General features: G+C 46.2%; 17 protein-coding genes and 2 riboswitches. Of the genes, 9 read left to right on the top strand and 8 right to left on the bottom strand.

The window, feature by feature from the left end; all coding sequences use genetic code 11:
* Positions 1 to 95: 95 nt before the first annotated feature.
* Positions 96 to 1352 (bottom strand): DUF445 domain-containing protein, encoded by a 1257-nt coding sequence (locus L693_RS0126725; RefSeq protein ID WP_025721478.1) that lies wholly within the window; start codon positions 1350 to 1352, stop codon positions 96 to 98.
* A 588-nt stretch (positions 1353 to 1940) separates the two neighbouring features.
* Between L693_RS0126725 and L693_RS0126720 the strand changes: the two genes are divergently transcribed.
* The 5 genes from L693_RS0126720 to L693_RS0126700 all read left to right on the top strand — a co-directional run bounded on the left by L693_RS0126720 (position 1941) and on the right by L693_RS0126700 (position 9400).
* Positions 1941 to 2816: an AraC family transcriptional regulator gene (locus tag L693_RS0126720; protein WP_025721476.1), complete on the top strand. Its 876-nt coding sequence runs from the start codon at positions 1941 to 1943 to the stop codon at positions 2814 to 2816.
* Positions 2817 to 2924: 108 nt separating this feature from the next.
* Positions 2925 to 3003: riboswitch (cyclic di-GMP riboswitch) on the top strand.
* Positions 3004 to 3042: 39 nt separating this feature from the next.
* Positions 3043 to 3124: riboswitch (cyclic di-GMP riboswitch) on the top strand.
* A gap of 12 nt (positions 3125 to 3136) precedes the next feature.
* Positions 3137 to 3952, top strand: coding sequence for a transglutaminase-like domain-containing protein (locus L693_RS0126715; RefSeq protein ID WP_025721474.1), 816 nt, complete (start codon positions 3137 to 3139; stop codon positions 3950 to 3952).
* 361 nt (positions 3953 to 4313) lie between these two features.
* The gene (locus tag L693_RS0126710; protein WP_025721472.1) at positions 4314 to 7892 is read left to right on the top strand and encodes an LPXTG cell wall anchor domain-containing protein; all 3579 of its coding nucleotides are present in this window, start codon (positions 4314 to 4316) and stop codon (positions 7890 to 7892) included.
* Positions 7893 to 7995: 103 nt separating this feature from the next.
* Entirely contained in the window at positions 7996 to 8646 is a 651-nt protein-coding gene (locus L693_RS0126705) for a class D sortase (protein ID WP_025721470.1), read from the top strand.
* 52 nt (positions 8647 to 8698) lie between these two features.
* The gene (locus L693_RS0126700) at positions 8699 to 9400 is read left to right on the top strand and encodes a GGDEF domain-containing protein (protein ID WP_025721468.1); all 702 of its coding nucleotides are present in this window, start codon (positions 8699 to 8701) and stop codon (positions 9398 to 9400) included.
* 81 nt (positions 9401 to 9481) lie between these two features.
* Here L693_RS0126700 and L693_RS0126695 read toward each other — a convergent pair whose 3' ends face one another.
* Complete coding sequence (locus tag L693_RS0126695; protein WP_025721466.1) at positions 9482 to 9946, bottom strand: cupin domain-containing protein; 465 nt, start codon at positions 9944 to 9946, stop codon at positions 9482 to 9484.
* Positions 9947 to 10252: 306 nt separating this feature from the next.
* On the opposite strand from L693_RS0126695, the gene L693_RS0126690 reads away from it, so the two are divergent.
* The 4 genes from L693_RS0126690 to L693_RS0126675 all read left to right on the top strand — a co-directional run bounded on the left by L693_RS0126690 (position 10253) and on the right by L693_RS0126675 (position 13333).
* Positions 10253 to 11011 (top strand): amino acid ABC transporter ATP-binding protein, encoded by a 759-nt coding sequence (locus tag L693_RS0126690; RefSeq protein ID WP_049825300.1) that lies wholly within the window; start codon positions 10253 to 10255, stop codon positions 11009 to 11011.
* A gap of 42 nt (positions 11012 to 11053) precedes the next feature.
* Positions 11054 to 11881, top strand: coding sequence for a transporter substrate-binding domain-containing protein (locus tag L693_RS0126685; protein WP_025721462.1), 828 nt, complete (start codon positions 11054 to 11056; stop codon positions 11879 to 11881).
* Positions 11882 to 12008: 127 nt separating this feature from the next.
* Positions 12009 to 12668, top strand: a complete 660-nt coding sequence (locus L693_RS0126680; protein WP_025721460.1) for an amino acid ABC transporter permease — start codon at positions 12009 to 12011, stop codon at positions 12666 to 12668.
* Between the two features lie 14 nt (positions 12669 to 12682).
* Positions 12683 to 13333 carry an amino acid ABC transporter permease gene (locus L693_RS0126675; RefSeq protein ID WP_025721458.1) on the top strand — a complete coding sequence of 217 codons (651 nt, stop codon included), beginning with the start codon at positions 12683 to 12685 and terminating at the stop codon, positions 13331 to 13333.
* Between the two features lie 16 nt (positions 13334 to 13349).
* On the opposite strand, the gene L693_RS0126670 is transcribed toward L693_RS0126675, so the two are convergent.
* The 6 genes from L693_RS0126670 to L693_RS0126645 form a co-directional block, all read right to left on the bottom strand.
* On the bottom strand, positions 13350 to 14276 hold the full coding sequence (locus tag L693_RS0126670) for a LysR family transcriptional regulator (RefSeq protein WP_155983950.1): 927 nt from the start codon (positions 14274 to 14276) through the stop codon (positions 13350 to 13352).
* An 82-nt stretch (positions 14277 to 14358) separates the two neighbouring features.
* A complete protein-coding gene (opp4A, locus tag L693_RS0126665; protein ID WP_025721456.1) occupies positions 14359 to 16179 on the bottom strand; it encodes an oligopeptide ABC transporter substrate-binding protein in 1821 nt (606 codons plus the stop codon).
* A 42-nt stretch (positions 16180 to 16221) separates the two neighbouring features.
* A complete protein-coding gene (locus L693_RS0126660) occupies positions 16222 to 17127 on the bottom strand; it encodes an ABC transporter permease (protein WP_025721455.1) in 906 nt (301 codons plus the stop codon).
* A gap of 37 nt (positions 17128 to 17164) precedes the next feature.
* The gene (gene opp4B / locus L693_RS0126655) at positions 17165 to 18133 is read right to left on the bottom strand and encodes an oligopeptide ABC transporter permease (RefSeq protein ID WP_025721453.1); all 969 of its coding nucleotides are present in this window, start codon (positions 18131 to 18133) and stop codon (positions 17165 to 17167) included.
* 13 nt (positions 18134 to 18146) lie between these two features.
* Positions 18147 to 19073, bottom strand: coding sequence for an ABC transporter ATP-binding protein (locus L693_RS0126650; RefSeq protein ID WP_025721452.1), 927 nt, complete (start codon positions 19071 to 19073; stop codon positions 18147 to 18149).
* Entirely contained in the window at positions 19051 to 20082 is a 1032-nt protein-coding gene (locus L693_RS0126645; protein ID WP_025721450.1) for an ABC transporter ATP-binding protein, read from the bottom strand. Before L693_RS0126645 ends, L693_RS0126650 begins: the two co-directional genes overlap by 23 nt.
* Positions 20083 to 20495: the final 413 nt, after the last annotated feature.

Genomic DNA, 20495 nt, shown 5'->3' with positions numbered 1-20495 from the left:
ATTGGCAGCAGCATTGGATAGTAACAATCCTCATAGCTTCACAACCCTTATCTACACAATTTTCACTTATTGTTCCTTTGCACAGATTGTCCGTGCTATTCAAGCAACATACGAACCCCGGTAAGCACAATTCCAATCAGAAAACCTGTAAGCGCACCGTTAATCCGTATCCACTGTAAATCCTGCCCCAGCTTGTCCTCCATTAAAGCAATCAGTGAAGCATCATCCATTTTATTCACATTTTCACGGACCAGACCACCAATTTGGCTGTGGTTTGCTTCCACTACTCCGGTAACACTTGCCACGATCCACGAATTGATCTTGTCCAGCAGCTCCGTATTTTCCCATAAATCAGACAGCATTTGATCCATTAAAGGTACAATGTATGCCGTTACATAACTGGTGTCCTCCATATAATCCAGCAGATGACGGCGCAGCTCTTCGAGCTTCCCTGATACAACTGCATCGCCTTCCCAGGAATCAATAAAGGTATTTTTCCAATGATTCAGCCCCTCCCTGACCGTATCTTTGGCTGCCAGACGGATCAGCTGTGTGTTGATACCATCCAGGACGGCCTGACGGTGCGGATGTCCTTCATTTTGAAGCTCCGCTACGCGGTCCAGCAAAAAGTGACGAATCATCTCGCCCATACGCTCCTCATTCAAATAACCCAGGAAGGCGTTCAGGGCAAACTGCATGAGTCCACTGACCTGCAAGCCGCTAACGGCCTGCATCCCCAGGGTACCAAGCATAACCCCGGTGTCTGCCCGCAGCAGCCAGGACTCCGTCTGCTCCAGCGCATAATCCAACGCTTGTTGGTCATACTTCCGCTCCCCAGCTTGCCGGGCGAGGGCCTCTAGCAACGGCCCCATATCGAATTCAGTCGCCTGCCGCTTAATCCCGGTCGCGATCACCGGGGCCAGCTCCGCCAGCGGAAGCGAGCGGACAAGTCGCTTGGCAAGGACATCTATGAAAGTGACCGCTTCAGGCGTGCGTATTCCTTTTTCCACGCTTTTCAGCACCAGCTCGGCCAGCCGAATATCGGCAATTTTAGATGCAATACTTTCTTTATGGAGTAAATTGTTTTCGACCGTGTTAACCAAGGCATCGGTCAGCTTTCCTCGATTTTTGGGGAGAAGCGCTGTATGTGGAATCGGAATGCCCAGCGGATGACGGAATAACGCGGTTACGGCAAACCAGTCTGCCAATCCTCCAACCAGTCCGGCCTCAAAAGATCCAGCCAAAAGACGGCCCCAGCCAAATTGTTGAAAAGGTAACGTAGCAGCAAAGCCCGCTCCCATCATAACAAGTGACCAAGCTGCTGCGGTTTTCGTTTTTTTTGTTTTTCCCATCCTGTGATCCTCCAAACTAACTGTCGAATATATATCATTAGATCTATATTACCCATCATATCACTGCCTGTACGAATTCCAAAAGCTTGCCACACTCTATTTTCGACAAATCGTGTGTGAAATTCTGAATTTGCGCTATTTACATAAATGGCGTTCACATACCTACACCTCTTCATACATGTTCGTGAACAGGAACACAACATTGGAGCCAAATCTATTTCCTAACAAAGTGAGCCCTACGAATCATTTTGTCGAATTATAGTCCCATTTTTTCTAAAATCGAAAGGATATATGCCTCAAAAGTGGAATTGCAAGATTAGGATGCATTCGTCATAAAGACCAACTATTTTCAACTCTCACCCTTCATTTCATCCATTTAACGATTTAATTCTGGAAGAACCCTGTCCCTTTTCACACAGATCCAAGCTGGTTCAATTTGTAAATAATTATGCAATCTCTTATTGTACATGAACATAATTTAATGTGATAAAATAACCTTTGTAAATGGGAACTCCGGTTTTAAAAGGGTATTCGTGAAACAAACTACAATTATCTTACTAAAATTGTTCTTTTGTAAAGGAATTGGATATGACAACAAAACAAAAAAATGCCCAGGGTCTCTGGAGCGAAGATCCAGTTGCAATTGTATGTACACCCTCTGCCTTCGCTAAAAAATCCCTCTTTTATATACAGGAAATAGGCTATTTCAAAACAGATGCTTATGCAATGGAACGGGAAAAGCTCTCCTCATTTTTGCTCCTTTTTACCCTATCCGGGAGAGGGGAATTGCAATACCGGGACAAGGAATATATATTGAGGCCTTATGACATGCTTTTTATTAATTGCGGAGAATATGTACAGTACAAAACTTCCTGTCAGGAGACATGGGAGTTTATTAGTATTAATCTGCACGGCAATCTGATTGACAATTTCTACGAACAATTTGACAAGCACAATAAGCCTGTAATCTCATTAAAGGACCCAGGTGTGGTATTGGACAAGCTGCGTACATTATTACATGTACAGTCTGAAAGAAGCATATCCTCTGAACTGCTCTCATCCAGGCTAATCGTTGAATTGTTAACGGTTATTTTACAGCACCCCTACACCAATCCCAACGCGAATTCAGATGGAATTGCAGAGGTGCGCAAGGTAAAGCAATATCTGGATCAATCCTATTGTGAACGGATCACGCTGGATTCACTGGCAGACATGTTTAGACTGAACAAGTTTAACCTGGCTAAAAACTTTAAAAAACAGACTGGCTTTTCTCCTATTGAATATCTTATTAATGTTCGTGTCACGGCTGCTCAGGGCTGGCTTAAAACCAGTGATGTATCTATTGTTGACATCGCACAATATGTGGGCATTCCCAACACAAGTCATTTTATCAATCTGTTCAAAGAGCACATTGGAGAAACGCCTCATTCCTACCGCAAAAAATGGGGAAATCGTATAAAATAGGCCTTGTGTATAATCTGCAGGCTTGATTTGTCGATAAATAGCGAAAATTTGAGATTTAAACTTGCCTAATAGAGTACCTAACTGATAGAATAAGGAATATAAGCTATTCAAGATAAATGGCAAACTTGTCGAAAGGCAAGGACGCAAAGCTACAGGGCCTTCTGTATGATGGCAGCCAGCTACCGGTTGAAGTGGCTTTTTGTCGTGCCTTTTTACCCGAAAACTTTATACGAAATGGCAAACCTGTCGAAAGGCAGGGACGCAAAGCTATAGGGCCTTCTATTTATGATGGCAGCCTGGCCACCGAAAGGAAGTTTTTTATGGGGAAAATGATATTTTCCGCACTTCTCCTATTTTTTATGCTGTCCACAACACTCCTAAATTCGACAGCTCACGCTGCTGATAGTGATAGTGTTGCATGGTTGGATCAAAACAATGTAAATCATGGTACGGTCAGTGTTCGTTACCCTGTTAAACCTAACGTTAAAACCAAGATTTTGGTTACCAAAGATGCGCAAAAATACTCTTATAATCTCACACCCGGAAAATCCGAGGAGGTATTTCCTCTCCAAATGGGTAATGGGAACTATAGCATTAGTATTTTGGAACAGCTTAGTGGTAATCAGTATAAAGTGATAGGACAAGATACGATCGAGTTAAAGCTAAACGATAGCAAAGCGGTATATCTCAATTCCGTGCAAAATATTGACTGGAGCGATACCAATCAAGCGATTCAAAAAGCCCGTGAATTAACCCAAGGCGCAACAACGGATCGCGAGAAGCTTCAAAAAATCTATGACTATATCATTAGTCATATCAATTATGACTCCAATCAGGCCTTCGCCTTAACGACTGACTATCTGCCGGAAATTGATCGTACGTTAAGCTCGCAAAAAGATATTTGCTATGGTTATGCTTCACTGATGGCTGCTATGTTACGAAGTGTAGATGTACCAACCAAGCTGGTTATGGGCAAATCTTCCTACGTGGATACTTACCATGCCTGGAATGAGGTCTACATCGACAATCAGTGGGTGGTCGTAGACACCACAGTAGATGCAGCCCTGTATAAGGGTAAACAAAAATTCGAAATGATCAAAGATCCCTCCAAATACATTAAAACAAAGCAATATTAATATCAATATTTTTATTAATATTATTTTTTAAAAATGAAGAAATAGAACTACATTTCGTAGAGCCTTGATCACATGATCAAGGCTCTTTTTTCTATCCTTGTTGAGAAATTGTTGAGATGTGGGATGTATTCTAGTCCAGAAAGACATTGAGGTCTAATCCATTATCCTAATTTCAGGACAAAAGGAGGAGATATTCATCTCCGAATGTGAATTTTCATAAATTCTGATCATGCTCAATGCGGCTAACTTAGCATTATATGAATGAATGATGAATATATAAATACAGCCCTCTTGACCTCGAAGGAATAACCATTTAGCCGCTAAACAAAAGTATTTTAAGAATAGGAGATTTGTTTACCGTATGAGAAAAAAATGGAATACAGCAATTGTCGCATTATTGCTCTTTTTGCAATGCTTATTCAGTACAACACAGGCCTATGCACAAAATCCCGACTCCGCTCTGCCAGTGACTCCAGAAACCGATCCGGTTCAGAGTGTGACTAATGATGTATATCCAAAGCCCTCGGAGCCGATTAACATCCCGCCTGCTATCCCGACTCCAGCCATTGAGGCAACTGCCGGCTCAACTTCTGAAGTGCGGGCAACTCAGGAAAGTATTTTAACCAAGCTAACCCTCACAGATTCCACTGGAAGTGTTATTGATGCAGTGTATAATCCCGATAGTCGTATTGATATTGGCTTCGCCATCCATTTAGGCTATGAATGGGAGCTGCCGAACCATACGTACAAAGCTGGAGACACCTTTACCTTTCAATTACCTGAGCAATTTCAAATTTACACAGACATCACATCTCCTCTGATGAACGCGGATGGAGAAGTAGGTTATTTTACCGTAGACCGCCAAGGTAAAGTGATCATGACCTTTAATGATTACGTGGAAAGCCACTCTAATGTCAGCGGTAAGCTGGACATCCAAACCGAGTTTAGCAAACAAATAGAAAAAGGCAGTACACAAGTCATTATTGCGATTCCAATCAAAGGCGGCGAGCAAACGGCTATCGTAAATATTAAGCCTGCATCCGGCCCTACTTTGGAGAAGCAAGGGAAGTTTGATGGAAAAAATGAGATTGATTGGACGGTTGACGTAAATAAACAATTGGACCCTGTAAAACACGCCGTAATAACCGATCCCACTCCCCAAGGATTGGAGCTAATCAGAGACTCCATCCGGGTATATCATTTACAAATCAATGTGGACGGAACCACTGAGCTGCGGGACATTGTTAGCACAGATAAGTATACAGTTGAAGCTGATCCGGATGGTACGGGCTTTAGAATCCGCTTTAACGAAGAGCGTATTAACGGCGCATACCGGATTCAATATTCTACGAACATCACTAGCGAGGACACTCGTTTCTCCAACACGGCCACTTTTTCAGGAGATAATGTGAAGGATACCTCAGCATCAGCTACAGTTACCATTAAACGCGGGGATTTTCTAAGCAAAAAAGTGGAGCAATACGATGCGGTCACACAAACGATTTCATGGGCAATCAAATATAATTTTGCCAACAAAAAAATCCCCGCAGCTAAAGCAGTATTGAGTGACCGTTTTAATAACAGCCAACAATTCATCACAGGCTCACTTAAAGTGTATAAAGGGGATACGCAAGAGGAGCTTCCTGCATCGGAATACATGGTCACTCCAGTTATTGACGACAATGGTACCAACGGCTTCAACCTGTCTTTCAAAGCGGATATTGATGCGCCATATACAATCCGTTACCAGACTAAGGCCATAGATCGTGTACTTAAAAATGGCAAAATAACGAACAGTGTAACATCGGACGGAGTAACAAAAGAAACGACCACAGAGCTGAAAAGTGTGATTATTACCAAGGGCTATAAGGAGCCGAACTATAACACCAAAACGATTCCTTGGATCATTTCCATTAATGCGGATAAGTATACAATGGACCAGGTCGTTATCAACGATATCTTTCCGAATGGCGGTCTGGCGTTATTGCCGAACACATTGAAGATCCAAAGCGCGGACGGAAAAACAATACTAACATCGCCGACGGACTATGAGCTGATCCCTCTTACGCTGGATTATAAAAAAGGGTTCACGATACGTTTTCATAAAACGATCCAAGACACGTATACAATCAGCTATACAACTACATTTAACAACGAATGGAAACTTGATAAAACCAAGCCGGACTTTTGGAACAAAGCCTCTATCAGTTGGTTATACAACGGAACAACACAAACCGCGGAGGCCGAAGCTCGATTATGGCCGGATAATATGACCCAGCAAAATGGGGCTAAATCAGGTAGTTACAATGCCAGCTCCAAGCAAATTACATGGGACATTAAGGCTAACTATAACCGCAAGACTCTGAACCATGCTGAAATAAGGGATACATTATTACAGGGCCAAAAGCTGGTGCCAGGTTCTGTTAAAGTATACGATATGGACCTGCTCGGGTGGTGGAATGGTGTACAAAAAGGAGCCGAAGTGCCTTCGAGCCAATATACTCTTGTTTTACCTTCCGCCGATAACAACAACGAATTGAGCATCCGGTTTAACCAGTCCATCGACTCTCCTTACTGGGTCACTTTCCAAACGACATTGGAAGGAGAGCTTATTGATAAAGAGATTAACAATGACGCTCAGCTTATGGATGGAAAAAATGTAGATTCGGAATGGTCAGCCAAAGTGACTGTGCCCCACGGTGGAGAATACGTGACGAAATCCGGAGCTCAGAATGGAAATAAAATTGATTGGAACATCCATATCAATGAAGGGCAATCCTATGTCTCCAACGCGAAAATCGTGGATACGCCCAGCAATAATCAAATTCTGATTGAGGATTCCTTTCATCTATATTCCACCAAGATATCTGCCAAGGGAGAAGCTGTTAAGGACACCGAATTAGTCAGGGATCAGGATTATAAGCTAAAAATAACAACGACTGATCAAGGCCAGCAATTCTTTGAGCTCGCCTTTAACAAGGCTATTTCATCGGGCTATATTTTGGAATATCAATCCTTTATTCAGGCTGAAGACAAGGCAAAAGTCAGCAATAAGGTCAATTTCGAGGGCGACCGTTTGACCACAGAAACCAGGGAAACAAGTAAAGAAATTATCGTGCGTACATCCTCTGGTTCAGGATCAGGAGGAGGAGTTACGGGAAGTCTGGAGATTACCAAAATTGACGAGGACGATCATAATAAGGTACTGTCCGGGGCACGTTTTGCACTCTATGACAAGGATCAGAAAAGACCGCCTCTTGTCCAAACTACCAATTCGGACGGGAAAATCGTATTCTCCTCATTAAGTTATGATGACTACATTCTGGAGGAGCTGACTGCTCCTGAAGGCTACAAAATAACAGAGCCAAAAACTGCAATCAAGATAGATGCAGCCGTTAAACAAAGCTCAGGAATTAAACAAATCGTGATCACCAATAAAAAGGAGACTCCTGTTGATCCGGGTCCGGGTAAACCTACAGACCCAGGTACGCCTACAAATCCGGGTACGCCTACGAATCCGGGCTCAGGCAAAAAACGTGATAGGGACCCTGAAATAACTGAGCCTCCTGCGACGCCTGCTACGCCCGTAACAACCGAGGAGCCGCAAATCATCGAAGATGAGGATGTTCCGTTGGGCGTTCCAACTATTGAGCAGCCGCCTGTAGATCCCGAGATAGAGGCGCAGCCAGGGGCACCAGAAACCGATCCTCACCAGGAGCCTTCTCCACCCGTGAAGATCGAGGAAGATCCAGTACCTACGGGCGTCATCCGCCTACCGGCAGAAAAGCCTAAAGATCCAAACGAGCCGAGTCATACTCCTAAGGTGAATACATTGCCACAGACAGGAGAAAGCAGTCCTGCTCCCTTCTATTTAAGTGGTATGTTCTTAATTCTTCTGGGAGCCTACCTGGGCTATAGACGAACGCATAAAAATAAATAACATTTTATAATCAAAAATCCCCCTTCTTAGCTTACTACTAGCGAGAAGGGGGATTATTTTACATGGTCCTTCTATGGATTACTGTTAAAGGGAGGCTTTTTAATTGCGTAAGCTGGCATACGTGAGCATTATTTTAGGAATTATCATCATGTTATTCCCTACCGTTAATGAATGGATGGAAAATCAGAAGCAAAAAGAGCTATTACAAGAAGCTGAATCATTATCAAATACAGATAAATCGACACTGACTCCCGAAATGATTAAAGGCTATACACAGTTGTCCAGTTGGTTGACAAATACCGCAGCAGCGGATGGATCACAATCGTCTGAAACCACCTCTTCTTCATCGGCTGAAGAGCCAGCTCCAATCGCTACAATCCAGATTGATCGTATCGGGCTGGAACTTCCTGTACTGGAAGGCGCGACCCGAGACCATATGAGATATGCAGCCGTACATATGTCGGAGACTGCGGCACTCGGTCAGGTGGGGAATGCTGCCATAGCCGCTCATCGCTCACGAACGACTGGACGTCTATTTAACCGACTAAATGAAGTGAAAATCGGAGATCAGATTCTGATTCACACACGGAGTGAAAAATACTTGTACAAGGTCTACAGCATCTCAATTGTCGCTCCTTCCAACGTCTCCGTTTTAAAAAGCAGCAAGAAAAAAAAACTCCTCACATTAATTACATGTGATCCTCTTGTAAACCCGACACATCGACTCATCGTTCATGCCAAACAACTGACCTAATGCCGCTAATGGATAGCGGAATAACCTATAAACTATATTGGTGGTGACCCCATTGAGTATATCTTTAACAGCCTTATTTTTAATAGGTCTAACTCTGGCGCTGTGGATATATACGTTTATTTTTTTACGTTCCGTGGTGATGGAAAGAAATTTGCTGCGGAAGCTTGCTTATCAGGACCCTGTAACGGGTCTGTTTAATCGGAATGCACTTGAACTATATTGGAAACAACGCAACAGCAAGGAGAGCACTGCTATTATGTATCTTGATCTGGATGGATTCAAAGCCATTAATGACACATATGGACATCAAATAGGTGATAAGCTGCTCAGACGGGTAAGCGATCATTTACTCCAGGTGACGAACTCCAATCAGAAGGCTTTTCGGATCGGGGGAGATGAATTTCTGCTCATTATGAAGGACTATGACGCCGATCAGGTCAAAGTTCTGGCAGAGCTGCTGCTGCAAAAAATCAGCGCTCCTTATAACATCCAGGGAATCAACCTTCAAGTTACAGGAAGCATTGGTATTAGCATGCATCCTTCTCCGAAGAAACCGCTGCCTTCATTACTGAAAGAGGCCGATATCGCCATGTACCAAGCCAAACGAATGGGGAGAAACTGCTATGCTGTATACCAGAAGATCAAACAGGGGGCAAACGCCAGATCATACGGTACTGCAAGCGTTAAAAAACTTGCGGCAGGTATTCAAAAAAAAACAAAGGTCCAAAGTATACAGCAAATGGCAACTTTCTAACACTAAAAAAGATACCCGTAACATCAAATCAGGCGGGCAAGTCCTGTTCATCCAAGATTATACCCGCCGCAAAAAATATCCCTATTCCACCTTACTCTTTGCAATCAGCTTGAAATCATCAAAGTGGAATCCCGGTGCAACAACACAGGTTACCAGTACAGGCTCATCCCCAAGCGGGCGTGCCGTTTGCCATACTGTTCCTGGTACCAGCGCTTGCGGATGCTGTCCAGCCTCCACATCAGCACCAACGATAATTACGGTTTCTTCACCGGGCTCATCTCCGCTTCCACCCAGCTTCAACTCCACAGGGCTCCCGCTATGATAAAGCCACAGCTCATCTGAATGTACAACATGCCACTCAGAAAATTCACCCGGATGCAGCAAGAAATAAGTCGACGAAGCTGCAAACCGCGGACCTGAATATACATCCGGCAGCACAGGCTCTGGAATTTGAAAATTAGCCTTCCACATCTCTTTGTACCAACCGCCTTCCGGATGGGGCTCCATGCCCAATGCCGTTACAAGCGGTGAAATAGCTTTCGTCATTGTACTAACCTTCCTTTACCCTAAATTCCTTCCTCCCTACTGTAAAACATAGCGTTGCTTTTGTCACGTTTCTCCCTTCGCCTGTCGAAGTTCAATACTTAATGTCAAATTTAATAACATAAAATTGTGAATATCTACTCAATTTCATCATATAAATAGCATCTAACTAGTAATAAATTATACAAATATATATTTTGCGTAAAGTTATATGACATAAAATCTTGTTTTTTATTGTAAGCTTATAGTATCATGAGAGAAAATTTTGAAAATTAATAGAGCTTGATCATGCCAGTCTAAGTACTAGCTATGTATCCAAGCATAAAAGGGGTGAGCTCTCTGATCCAGTTTCGCAATGTAAACAAACATTACGGTCACTTCCATGTACTCAAAAACATCAATCTTCAGATTAAGGAGGGCGAGGTCGTCGTGATCATCGGTCCCTCCGGCTCAGGTAAAAGCACCCTGCTTCGCTGCATTAATCGTCTGGAGACGATATCGGATGGGGAGCTGTTCGTCAACGAAATACCTGTACATGATAAAAAGATTGATATCAACGCCTTCCGCCGCAATATCGGGATGGTGTTCCAGCATTTTAATCTGTACCCCCACAAAAAGGTGATTGAGAACATTATACTCGCACCCATGAAGGTGCTGGGCATCTCCAGGGAAGAAGCTTCACAAACCGCCATCACCTATCTGAAACGCGTCGGAATCGAGGAAAAGGCACAGAGCTACCCCGCTCAATTGTCCGGTGGACAACAGCAGCGGGTTGCGATCGCCCGCGGGCTCGCTATGAATCCGAAAATTATGCTGTTTGACGAGCCTACTTCAGCGCTCGATCCCGAAACCATCGGGGAGGTACTGGATGTCATGCGCTCGCTCGCCCATCAGGGGATCACGATGGTCATCGTCACACATGAAATGGGCTTTGCCCGCGAAGTGGCGGATCGCGTAATTTTTATGGACAAAGGGCAGATTCTGGAAGATAGTCAGCCTGCCGAATTTTTTCAGAATCCGGGCGAAGAACGGGCTCGTCTGTTCCTGAGCCGCCTGATTCATCATTAAATAAACTACCAACGTAGCGTAAATCGAAAGGGGAATGTTCTGATGAGAAAAAGATTTCAATGGAGTACTTTGGTGCTGGTAGCCTTATCCTGTCTGCTCGTCCTTGCAGGCTGTGGAGGCAAGCAAGAAACGGCAACGTCGGGAACCGAGACGGCAGCGAATGGGCTGGAGGCAATCAAACAGCGAGGCAAGCTCGTCGTTGGAGTTAAATACGATACCAAGCTCTTTGGTCTGAAAGACCCGGCCAGCGGGAAAGTGGAAGGCTTTGATATCGACATCGCGAAGGCTGTAGCCAAACATATTTTGGGCGATGAAACCAAGCTTGAATTAAAGGAAGTCACATCCAAAACACGTATTACCATGCTGCAAAACGGAGACATCGACGCCATTATCGCAACCATGACCATTTCGGATGAACGTAAAAAGCAGGTCGATTTCAGTGATGTCTATTTTAACGCCGGGCAATCTCTGCTCGTGAAAAAAGGAAGCCCCATCACCGGGCTGGAGTCTCTGACCCCGGATACCAAGGTACTTGCCGTTAAAGGCTCTACCTCCGCAAAAAACATTCGTGAAAAAGCACCTAAAGCGACGATATTGGAGTTCGAAAACTATCAGGATGCCTTCAACGCCCTCAAGGCAGGCAAAGGGGATGCGTTGACTACCGATAACTCTATTCTGCTCGGCATGCAGAAACAAGATCCGAATTATATTCTTGTAGGCGGGAACTTCACAGAGGAACCTTACGGCATTGCAGTGAAGAAGGGACAGCCTGAACTGCTGCAAGCCATTAATGATACGATCAAGGAACTAAAAAGCAGCGGTGAATACGATAAGCTCCACGAGCAATGGCTTGGGGTTAAACCCGAATAATACTCTTGTGAAGGAGCCGCAGGTTACGTGCTCCTTCCTTTTCTTTCTGCTGTAACACCACACCAGAAGGAATACTATCTACCCTCGGATACACCCCATAGCTCTGGATAAGGAGGTAAATGCGGAGATGCTTACTTTTGATATCAACGTACTTTTCGATCATGGCGATCGTTTCAGAGAAGGCTTGCTTCATACTGTCCAAGCCAGCGTCATTGCCTTGATCGGCAGCTTTATTCTGGGAGCTGTCATCGCTATCCTTCGAATTGCGCCTTTTAAATGGCTCAACTGGATCGGCACCGCCTATGTAGAGATCATTCGCAATATCCCGTTGCTGATCGTCGTGCTGTTTTTTTATCTCGGGCTGCCCACTTTGGGTATCCCTTTGGACGGATTTGTATCTGGAACGCTTGGATTGACCGTATACACAGCCTCCTTTATTGCGGAAGCCATACGGGCCGGCATTCAAGCTGTTCCCAAGGGGCAATTTGAAGCGGCAAGGTCCTCCGGCTTGAGTTACAACCAGACGATGATCAGCATTATTTTACCGCAAGCGATCAAAGTCGTACTGCCCGCAATTGGCAATCAATTCATCAATCTGGTTAAAAACTCATCTGTGCTGGCCATAGTAGCCGGACTGGATCTAATGTATTACTCAGATCTGATTAACTCGGATACCTTCCTGCCCATCACAGTCTATGCCATCACGGCGTTGTTGTACCTTACATTGACGGTTCCGCTCAGCTTTCTTGTACTGTATATGGAGCGGCGCCTGTCCAAAACATCCTAAGGAGGGAAGCCTGTATGGATTTCAGTGGATTGTTTGTATGGCCTAATGTGCGGTTTATACTGGAGGGCTTCCTGCTAACGCTGGAGGTCTCCATTTACTCGATCGTGTTCAGCTTCGCTCTTGGTATTGTATTCGGCATCCTGCGCTATACGCGTTTACCTGTCATTTCACAGGTTGCGGCCTTTATCATTGATCTCATTCGCAATCTTCCATTATTGCTCATTATTTTCTTCATCGGCATGGTTTTACCATCCATCGGTTTTTCCATTTCTCTCAAGTGGGCAGCCATTACGGGACTGTCGGTCTTCGAAGGGGCCATGATCGCCGAGATTGTGCGCAGCGGCCTCAATTCGGTTCATAAAGGACAGGTGGAAGCCGCACGTTCCTCCGGGCTGAGTTATTTCAGCACCTTATGGCATATCATCCTGCCCCAAGCGCTTCGCCGTATGGTTCCACCCATTGTCAGCCAGTTCATTTCTCTATTCAAGGATACCTCGCTGGCTGTCATTATCAGTTTGCCAGAACTAACACATAACATTCAAATTGTTGGTGGTCAAAATCAATCCTTTGTCATTCCAGCTCTGCTGTTCGCCGCCTTCCTGTACTTTGCTGTCAATTACAGTATGTCACTGATTGCACGCAGGCTGGAGGTTCGTACACATTAAAGCTTGTTATCATTCATCAGGGCTGCCGCCAACTGGAACGCTCTATCAGCACGGCCTGTATTTTTCCAATCAATTGCTTCACTGCTTCTCCAAGATAACGATCAGACCGATAAATCAGCTCTAGCTGACCCTGAGGTGCTCCCCTCAAAATAGGTATAGTACAAAAACGGGAATGATCGAGAACTGCCCCGAGGGACTCCGGCTGTAGGGTAACAGCAAGTCCCTCCTGCACCCAGCGCAGGATTGAGGGGATCGAGTTTGTCTCCAAGACGGTTGCAAAGCGATACCCGCGATCACGGAAGCACTTCTCTACCAGCCTCCTACCAGGATGATAATCCGGCTGCATCGCCCAGGGTACATGTCTCAACTCGTCGAGTGTAATGGAAGAACGATTGGAGAACACATGCTGTACCGGGACAATAAGACAGTAATTCTCCGTGCGAAGAGGAAGCTGGACGAGCCTGTCATCCGTACCCGCATGCAGTGTAATACCCATATCCACCCGATTATCCAGCACCTGCTCTGTTACATCGAATGATGGACAGATATGCAGGCTGATTTTAGGAAATAAGCGATGAAAATGGATAAGCATCTCTTGCAAGGGTTCCTCCAGCTCCGGAAGTGCGATACCCACCCGCAAGCTTCCACGTTGCTCGGTGCGCAGCTCCTCAATGGAAGCCTTCGCTTGCTGTAAATCCTTGAGGGCATGAGCACTGTGTTGCAGGAGTAATTTCCCGGCCTCTGTCATTTTAATTTTTTTGCCTGCACGATCGAAGAGCGTCATTCCCAGCTCCTCCTCCAGTGCTTTAATTTGCAAGCTCAGCGTAGGCTGGGAGATTCCGATCTTTTCCGAGGCTTTCGTAAAATGCAGTTCCTCACATACCGCTATGAAGTATTGAAGCTGACGTATTTCCGTCTTCCTTCTCTCCCTTCGAAATCCCAAAACTGGTTAAAAGACTTAAAAAAGCGCGAGATCGGATCACTCCGGTTCGCGCTTTTTTGAAGTTTATTGCGCTTTTTTGAGCTTATTGGGCTACTTCCGCTTTTTCCGCAGTTAACGTTATATTCGCAAATGTGTCTGCATCGTACTCCTTGCCCCGGGTGATATCGTAATTGGCTACTCGATTATTCAACGCCTCCAGCGAGTAACGGAATAATGTAGGTACAATTGGTGCTTCCTCACTCATATACGCCTGCCACTGATTATATATATCTTTACGATAATTGTCGTCAAAGGCCTTCACCGACACACCTTCCTGCAGCAGCTTATCATTCTCTTCACTCGTAAAGCGCGAATAGTTAAAGTTGGCTCCGCGTCCATACAGCCCATTAGGGTCTACATCTGAACCTGTATTCCATGCACCGCCAAAAATATCAATGCCGGGATCATCCTTTTGCACACGGTCATAAAAGGAATTGAACTCAAGCAGACGACCGTCCACCAGCTCGACATGTAGTCCGACTTCCTTCCAGTTCTGCAAATAAAACTTCGCCAGCGATTCAGCTGTCGCATCCCCGCTCATTGCCGCATAATGGAGCACCAGTTCCTTGCCTTTAGGGTCCTCACGATAGCCATCTCCATTGGTATCCACATAGCCCGCCTCGTCCAGCAGCTTTTTCGCCTTGTCCGGGTCATACGTGATGCCCTTCGCATTCGTATCATGGTATCCCTTAAAAGCAGGCGGGATCAGAGATGTTGCCGGAATTCGAAGTCCATGATAAAGCTGCTTGCCGACCTGCTCATTATTGAGCGCATAGCCAAGGGCCAGACGCAGTGACTTATTTGCCAGCTTGGCATTTGGGTCCATGATATTTGTATTTTTCGCCTGATCAAATTTGCCCATTTTAAAGCCTACATAGCTATAAGACAATTCCTCCTGACCGAGAAACTGTACATTTTTCGGATTACTGGCCACATCGTAGCGGGTAGTTGGATAGTCTGCCCAGTCAATTTCTCCACTTTTCAGCGCCTCGGTAATGACATTCGGGTTCACCACCTTTAAATGAAGGCCGTCCAGCTTGGGCACACCGTGGAAATAATCGTCGTTTTTGACGAATTCCACAGATTCACCTGTAACCATGGATTTAATTTTGAACGGACCGTAGCCAATAGGGTTTTTACGGACAGGGTCAGATCCCGCCATATCCTTCACGGGAATGCCCTTGAACACTTTTTTCTCCAGTGGGAATGACCAGAGTCCTGATTTGATGGAGGGAGTGGCCTGTTTAAATTGAATCGTAACCTCTTTCTCATTCAGCACCTTGATGCCTGAAATAGTTTTGGCCTTACCTGCGTGATAATCCTCCATGCCCACAATGTTCGTCATAAAGCTGTCGTAACGTGGACCTTCATAATCTTTGTGGCCAATGACCTCATAGGCAAAAGCATAGTCCTCCGCTGTTACCGGATTACCATCTGTCCAGTTCAGCTTGGGGTCGATTTTGACAGTCACCGCTTTATTGTCTGCGGAAAAGGAAATCGTCGCTGCTCCTTTATTGTCAATATTGAGGTTGGAGTCGATGGAGAATAATGAAGGGTAGAAAAATTTAAAGACTTCATAATCGGGGTTTCCATCATAAAATACAGGATTCAGAACACCTTCAAAAGGAGTATCGGACACCAGCGCATAATTGATCACACCACCCTTGATCGGAGCCTTGTCGTTCTTCACTGCCCTTGCCAGTGCAGTCGTATCCACCTGCTTGCTATCCGAGCCAGAGCCGCCTGTACTGCCAGAGTTAGAACCTCCATGTGGAGCAGACGGCGAGCCGCTGCATGCGGCCAGAGAAAATACCAAAATTGCAGATAGAACAGGCAAAATTCCTTTTTTCCAGCGTTTGACCATTGTAAGCTCCTCCTTATAGTTGCCCTTATCATTGAATTTCGGTTAACCCAATCGTTGTCTGGCATCTGTGGCGCGTTTGAGCGCCTGACCGATAAAGTTGATCGCCAGCATCAGCACCAGAATAAGCAGTGAGGCAGGCAACCACATCCACCAGCTGTTCTGTAGAACATCTGGATCGTTGGCGTAGCTCACCAGCGTCCCCAGGCTTGGGGTGGATTCCGGCAACCCAAAGCCAAGATAGGAAAGCCCGGTCTCAATCCCGATATTTCCCGCAAGACTGAGCGTCAGATTGACGATCACGACTGAGCTGAGATTGGGCAGCACGCCAAACCAGATGATTTTCCAATTGGGTGTGCCGAGCGTTTTGGAAGCCTGTACGTAGTCCAGTTCCCGCTCCGACAGCACCTTGGCTCGAATCAGGCGTGCTTTTCCGATCCATAGAAAGGCGGTCATGATGAAAATAAAAGACCCGATGCCGCTCTTGGGAACAATGCTGACGAACACGATCACCAGCATCAAAAACGGAAGCACCAAAATAAAATCAATAATCCGCATGATAATGTTATCAACCAGCCCCCCATAAAAACCGGCCAGCAGACCTAACGTTAGGCCAATAGCGGCGGATAGCAGCGTAATCGTGAAACCAATCGTGAAGGAATTGCGTGCTCCAATAATCAGCTGACCCAAAATATCCCTGCCCGCCCGGTCTGTACCAAGCCAATGCACCGAGCCTGGAGCTTCGCGGATCGCGCCCAAATCCACGGTTGTGACTACATCCTGATTTACAAACAGGACAGAGACATATATAAAGATCAAGAACAGAACCACAAATGCAATGGACACCAAGGCCATTTTGTCACGTACCAGCTCGCGGCGCAGTACCGACCAACTGGATGGTGATTTACGAATGATTTGTGGTGTGAAAGCTTCCTCCACCTGTGTAGACACCTTACATCCCCCTCCTTCCCTCAGTCAGACTTGTTCACTATTCGATGCGAATGCGGGGATCAACCTTGCTCAGGATGACATCAGACAGCAGGGTTCCCAAAAGTGCCAGGAAGCCGGAAATCATCACCAGTGCATTCACAACGGAAAAGTCCCGTTGGGTGATGGACTGGAGAAACAACTGACCCAATCCCGGGTATCCAAAGATAGATTCGAGGAAAATGTTGCCTGCAATGACTCCCGTCAGGTCGTAGCCCAAAAAGGCGGCAATCGGCAGCAAGGAGTTTTTGAAAATATGACGGGAATAGATTTTCCCTTCCGGCACCCCTTTGGAACGCGCTGTTTTTACAAAATCCTTCAGTCGTGTGTCAATGACCTCGTTGCGTAAATACTGAATCGTAGCCGTCGTACTGAGCAATGCGCCTGTAACCGCCGGTAAAACGAGATGATAGGACTTGTTCACGTAATACGCCCATGTTCCCGGCTCCACCCCTGCATCCACGCTGCCGCTGGTCGGAAACCAGCCGAGCCTGAATCCCAACACGTACAGCAGCAGCAGCGCGAGTATAAATAATGGCGTCGCAAAGCTGAGATAGGTATAGCCCACTACCGTTTTATCCAGCAGACTATGCTGATAGCGGCCGCTGAGTACGCCGAGCGGGATGGCGATCAGATACGTCAGAATCAGGATGACCACGCCCAGAAAGAACGTGTTGCCCAAACGGCTGCCAATCAGATCAGTAACGCTGATTTTATGTACATAGGATTTGCCCAAGTCCCCGTGAGCCAGCTGAACGACCCAGTGCCCATACTGCACCCACACCGGGTCATTCAGTCCCAGTCTTTGCCGCTGCTCCTCCAGTGCAGCCGGGTTCAGATTGGGTGTGGAGGTAATGAGCCCTGTCAGGGCATCTCCCGGCATGGCCTTGGCCAGAAAAAATATAAGCACGCTCAATGCAAAAAGCTGGGGAATCATAACCAGCAGGCGGCGCAGTGTAAATTTCCACATATTTTATCCCCCCTTATGGTAGCGCGACTTGATGGGACGGGCTGACTGCTTTGAGCGCAAACGGCTTTCCACTCGCGTCCAAATGCTTGGGCAGCTCGGTTTTGTAGGAGGACAAAAGCAATCGCCTTTTTTCAGCGTTCTCCAGCCGCTTTGCAGGATCAATATTGGGAATGGTCGCAATGAGCCGACGGGTATACAAGTGCTGTGGATGCTCATAAATGTCCTGCTCGCTCCCTTGCTCCACCAGTCTCCCACGATACATAATGCCGATTTGATCGCACATATGGCGGATGATCCCCAGATCATGACTGATGAACAAATAGGTCAGGTTGAATTCCCGCTGTACATCCTTCATAAAATTAAGCACCTGTGCCTGTACGGAAACGTCCAGCGCTGACACCGGCTCATCGGCAATAATCAGCCTCGGATTTAACGTCAGGGCGCGCGCAATACCAATCCGCTGCCGCTGCCCACCCGAAAATTCATACGGATATTTGTAGGCCGCATCGGAGTTCAGACCGACCTTTTCCAGCAGCATCTGTACTTTTCTTCGTTCCTCCTCACTACTCAGCCTTTCAAAATTTCGCAGCGGCTCAGCGATGACATCCAGCACGCGCTTTCGCGGATTAAGCGAAGAATACGGGTCCTGAAAAATCATCTGAATGTCTCTGCGGAGCGGATGACGATTGTTACGACTTAAAGCGGCAAGGTCCTTTCCGTTAAAAAGAATCTGTCCGCTCGTCAGCTTATTCAGACCGATGATCGTCCTTCCAGTCGTCGTTTTTCCGCAGCCGGATTCTCCTACCAGCCCATATGTCTGCCCCGCCTCAATGCGGATAGACACACCGTCAACTGCTTTTACCTGATCCACGACACGCTGAAAAAAACCGCCGCGCACCGGATAATGCACCTTCAGATTATTGAGCTCCAGTAATGCCATAAGCAGCCTCTCCCTTTGCCTCGTCTTCAAAATGAAAATGCTGATAACATGTACAACGGACCCAATGACCGGGGGAAATTTCACTTAATTGGGGGTGAGCTTCATGCGCCCCCTGCCCTATCCACGGAATACGCGGGGCAAAGCGGCAGCTATTGCGGGGAATATCCTGCAAGGAGGGAACAATTCCGCCGATGACATGCAACGGTGCTCCCTTGGTATGGGAGCCCGGCATGGAAGCCAGCAAAGAACGTGTATACGGGTGCTGCGGATGCCGAAACAATTCAAAGACATCAGTGCTTTCCACAATTTCACCGGCATACATGACCACCACGCGATCGGCTACTTCTGCCACAACGCCAAGGTCATGCGTAATCAGGATAATGCCGCTTCCAGTCTCCTGCTGAAGCTGTTTGAGCAAGTCAAGAATTTGAGATTGAATGGTTACATCGAGCGCAGTAGTGGGCTCATCTGCAATAATAAGAGAAGGTCGGCAGGCTATGGCAATGGCGATCATCACACGCTGCCGCATCCCTCCTGACAGTTCATGCGGATACTGGGTATACACACGCGCAGGATTCGGTATATCCACACTGTTCAGCAATTCCAGCACACGTTCCTTTTTTTGCTTCGTAGATAGTGACGTGTGATAGTCGAGATTTTCCTCAATCTGCTTACCAATGCTCATCAGCGGGTTTAAGGCTGTTAGCGGGTCCTGAAAGATCATGCCAATGCCCGCCCCGCGGATTTTATTCAATTGCCCTAATGAGAGACGGTTCAGGTCTGTGCCTTTAAAAAGAATCTCTCCCTCTATACGTGTGCGCTCCATGTCATGTAATTGTGCTATCGAAAGCGCCAGCGCGCTTTTGCCACAGCCGGATTCCCCGACCACAGCCAGCACTTCATTGGGGTTGACCTTCAGATCCAGATGGTCAACTGCAGGGTAATATTGATCCTTGATGCGAAAGGAAACGGTTAGTCCTTTAATTTTCAACACAGGTTCGATATTCAATATTGCGCTGCCTCCAGTCTCTCGCGGCTTTGTCCCGCTTACTCGCACCCTGCTTGATGTTAAACCTATCATAAACATTACATACTGTTTTTGTCGGATTAATTTGAGTACATCCTATCACCAGTATATGGATATATCAATTAAGATTAGACTATCAACATCATTTAAAAAACCAATGATTCAGCAATAGCGCGACCTTTTTGGCACAAAATGTAATGAAATAACCAACCGCAGGTTAATCTTCATCACAAAAAAACCGCTTGGTCCTCTAAGGGATCAAGCGGTTTTCTCGAATAGCTAACCTTGTACTGTCTTCGTTGGTTATGAAGCCGCTCCATAGGAGCCAGGCTTGTACGTTCTTGGATCGTACCATTTGTAGCCTGCTGCCGGAGCAGACCAAGGCTCAGCCTGTG

Origin of the sequence: Paenibacillus sp. 1-18, from assembly GCF_000520755.1 — a bacterium.
In the GTDB taxonomy this organism is placed as follows: Bacteria; Bacillota; Bacilli; order Paenibacillales; family Paenibacillaceae; genus Paenibacillus; species Paenibacillus brasilensis.
The sequence above is the reverse complement of the archived record's forward strand: the minus strand, read 5'-3'. Positions and strand labels throughout refer to the sequence as shown.

Bases quoted from the DNA above. Each gene is read 5' to 3' on its own strand.
- L693_RS0126725 (WP_025721478.1), bottom strand. From the start codon at position 1,352: ATGGGAAAAACAAAAAAAACGAAAACCGCAGCAGCTTGGTCACTTGTT.
- L693_RS0126720 (WP_025721476.1), top strand. From the start codon at position 1,941: ATGACAACAAAACAAAAAAATGCCCAGGGTCTCTGGAGCGAAGATCCA.
- L693_RS0126715 (WP_025721474.1), top strand. From the start codon at position 3,137: ATGGGGAAAATGATATTTTCCGCACTTCTCCTATTTTTTATGCTGTCC.
- L693_RS0126710 (WP_025721472.1), top strand. From the start codon at position 4,314: ATGAGAAAAAAATGGAATACAGCAATTGTCGCATTATTGCTCTTTTTG.
- L693_RS0126695 (WP_025721466.1), bottom strand. From the start codon at position 9,946: ATGACGAAAGCTATTTCACCGCTTGTAACGGCATTGGGCATGGAGCCC.
- L693_RS0126690 (WP_049825300.1), top strand. From the start codon at position 10,253: ATGTATCCAAGCATAAAAGGGGTGAGCTCTCTGATCCAGTTTCGCAAT.
- L693_RS0126685 (WP_025721462.1), top strand. From the start codon at position 11,054: ATGAGAAAAAGATTTCAATGGAGTACTTTGGTGCTGGTAGCCTTATCC.
- L693_RS0126680 (WP_025721460.1), top strand. From the start codon at position 12,009: ATGCTTACTTTTGATATCAACGTACTTTTCGATCATGGCGATCGTTTC.
- L693_RS0126675 (WP_025721458.1), top strand. From the start codon at position 12,683: ATGGATTTCAGTGGATTGTTTGTATGGCCTAATGTGCGGTTTATACTG.
- opp4A (WP_025721456.1), bottom strand. From the start codon at position 16,179: ATGGTCAAACGCTGGAAAAAAGGAATTTTGCCTGTTCTATCTGCAATT.
- opp4B (WP_025721453.1), bottom strand. From the start codon at position 18,133: ATGTGGAAATTTACACTGCGCCGCCTGCTGGTTATGATTCCCCAGCTT.
- L693_RS0126650 (WP_025721452.1), bottom strand. From the start codon at position 19,073: ATGGCATTACTGGAGCTCAATAATCTGAAGGTGCATTATCCGGTGCGC.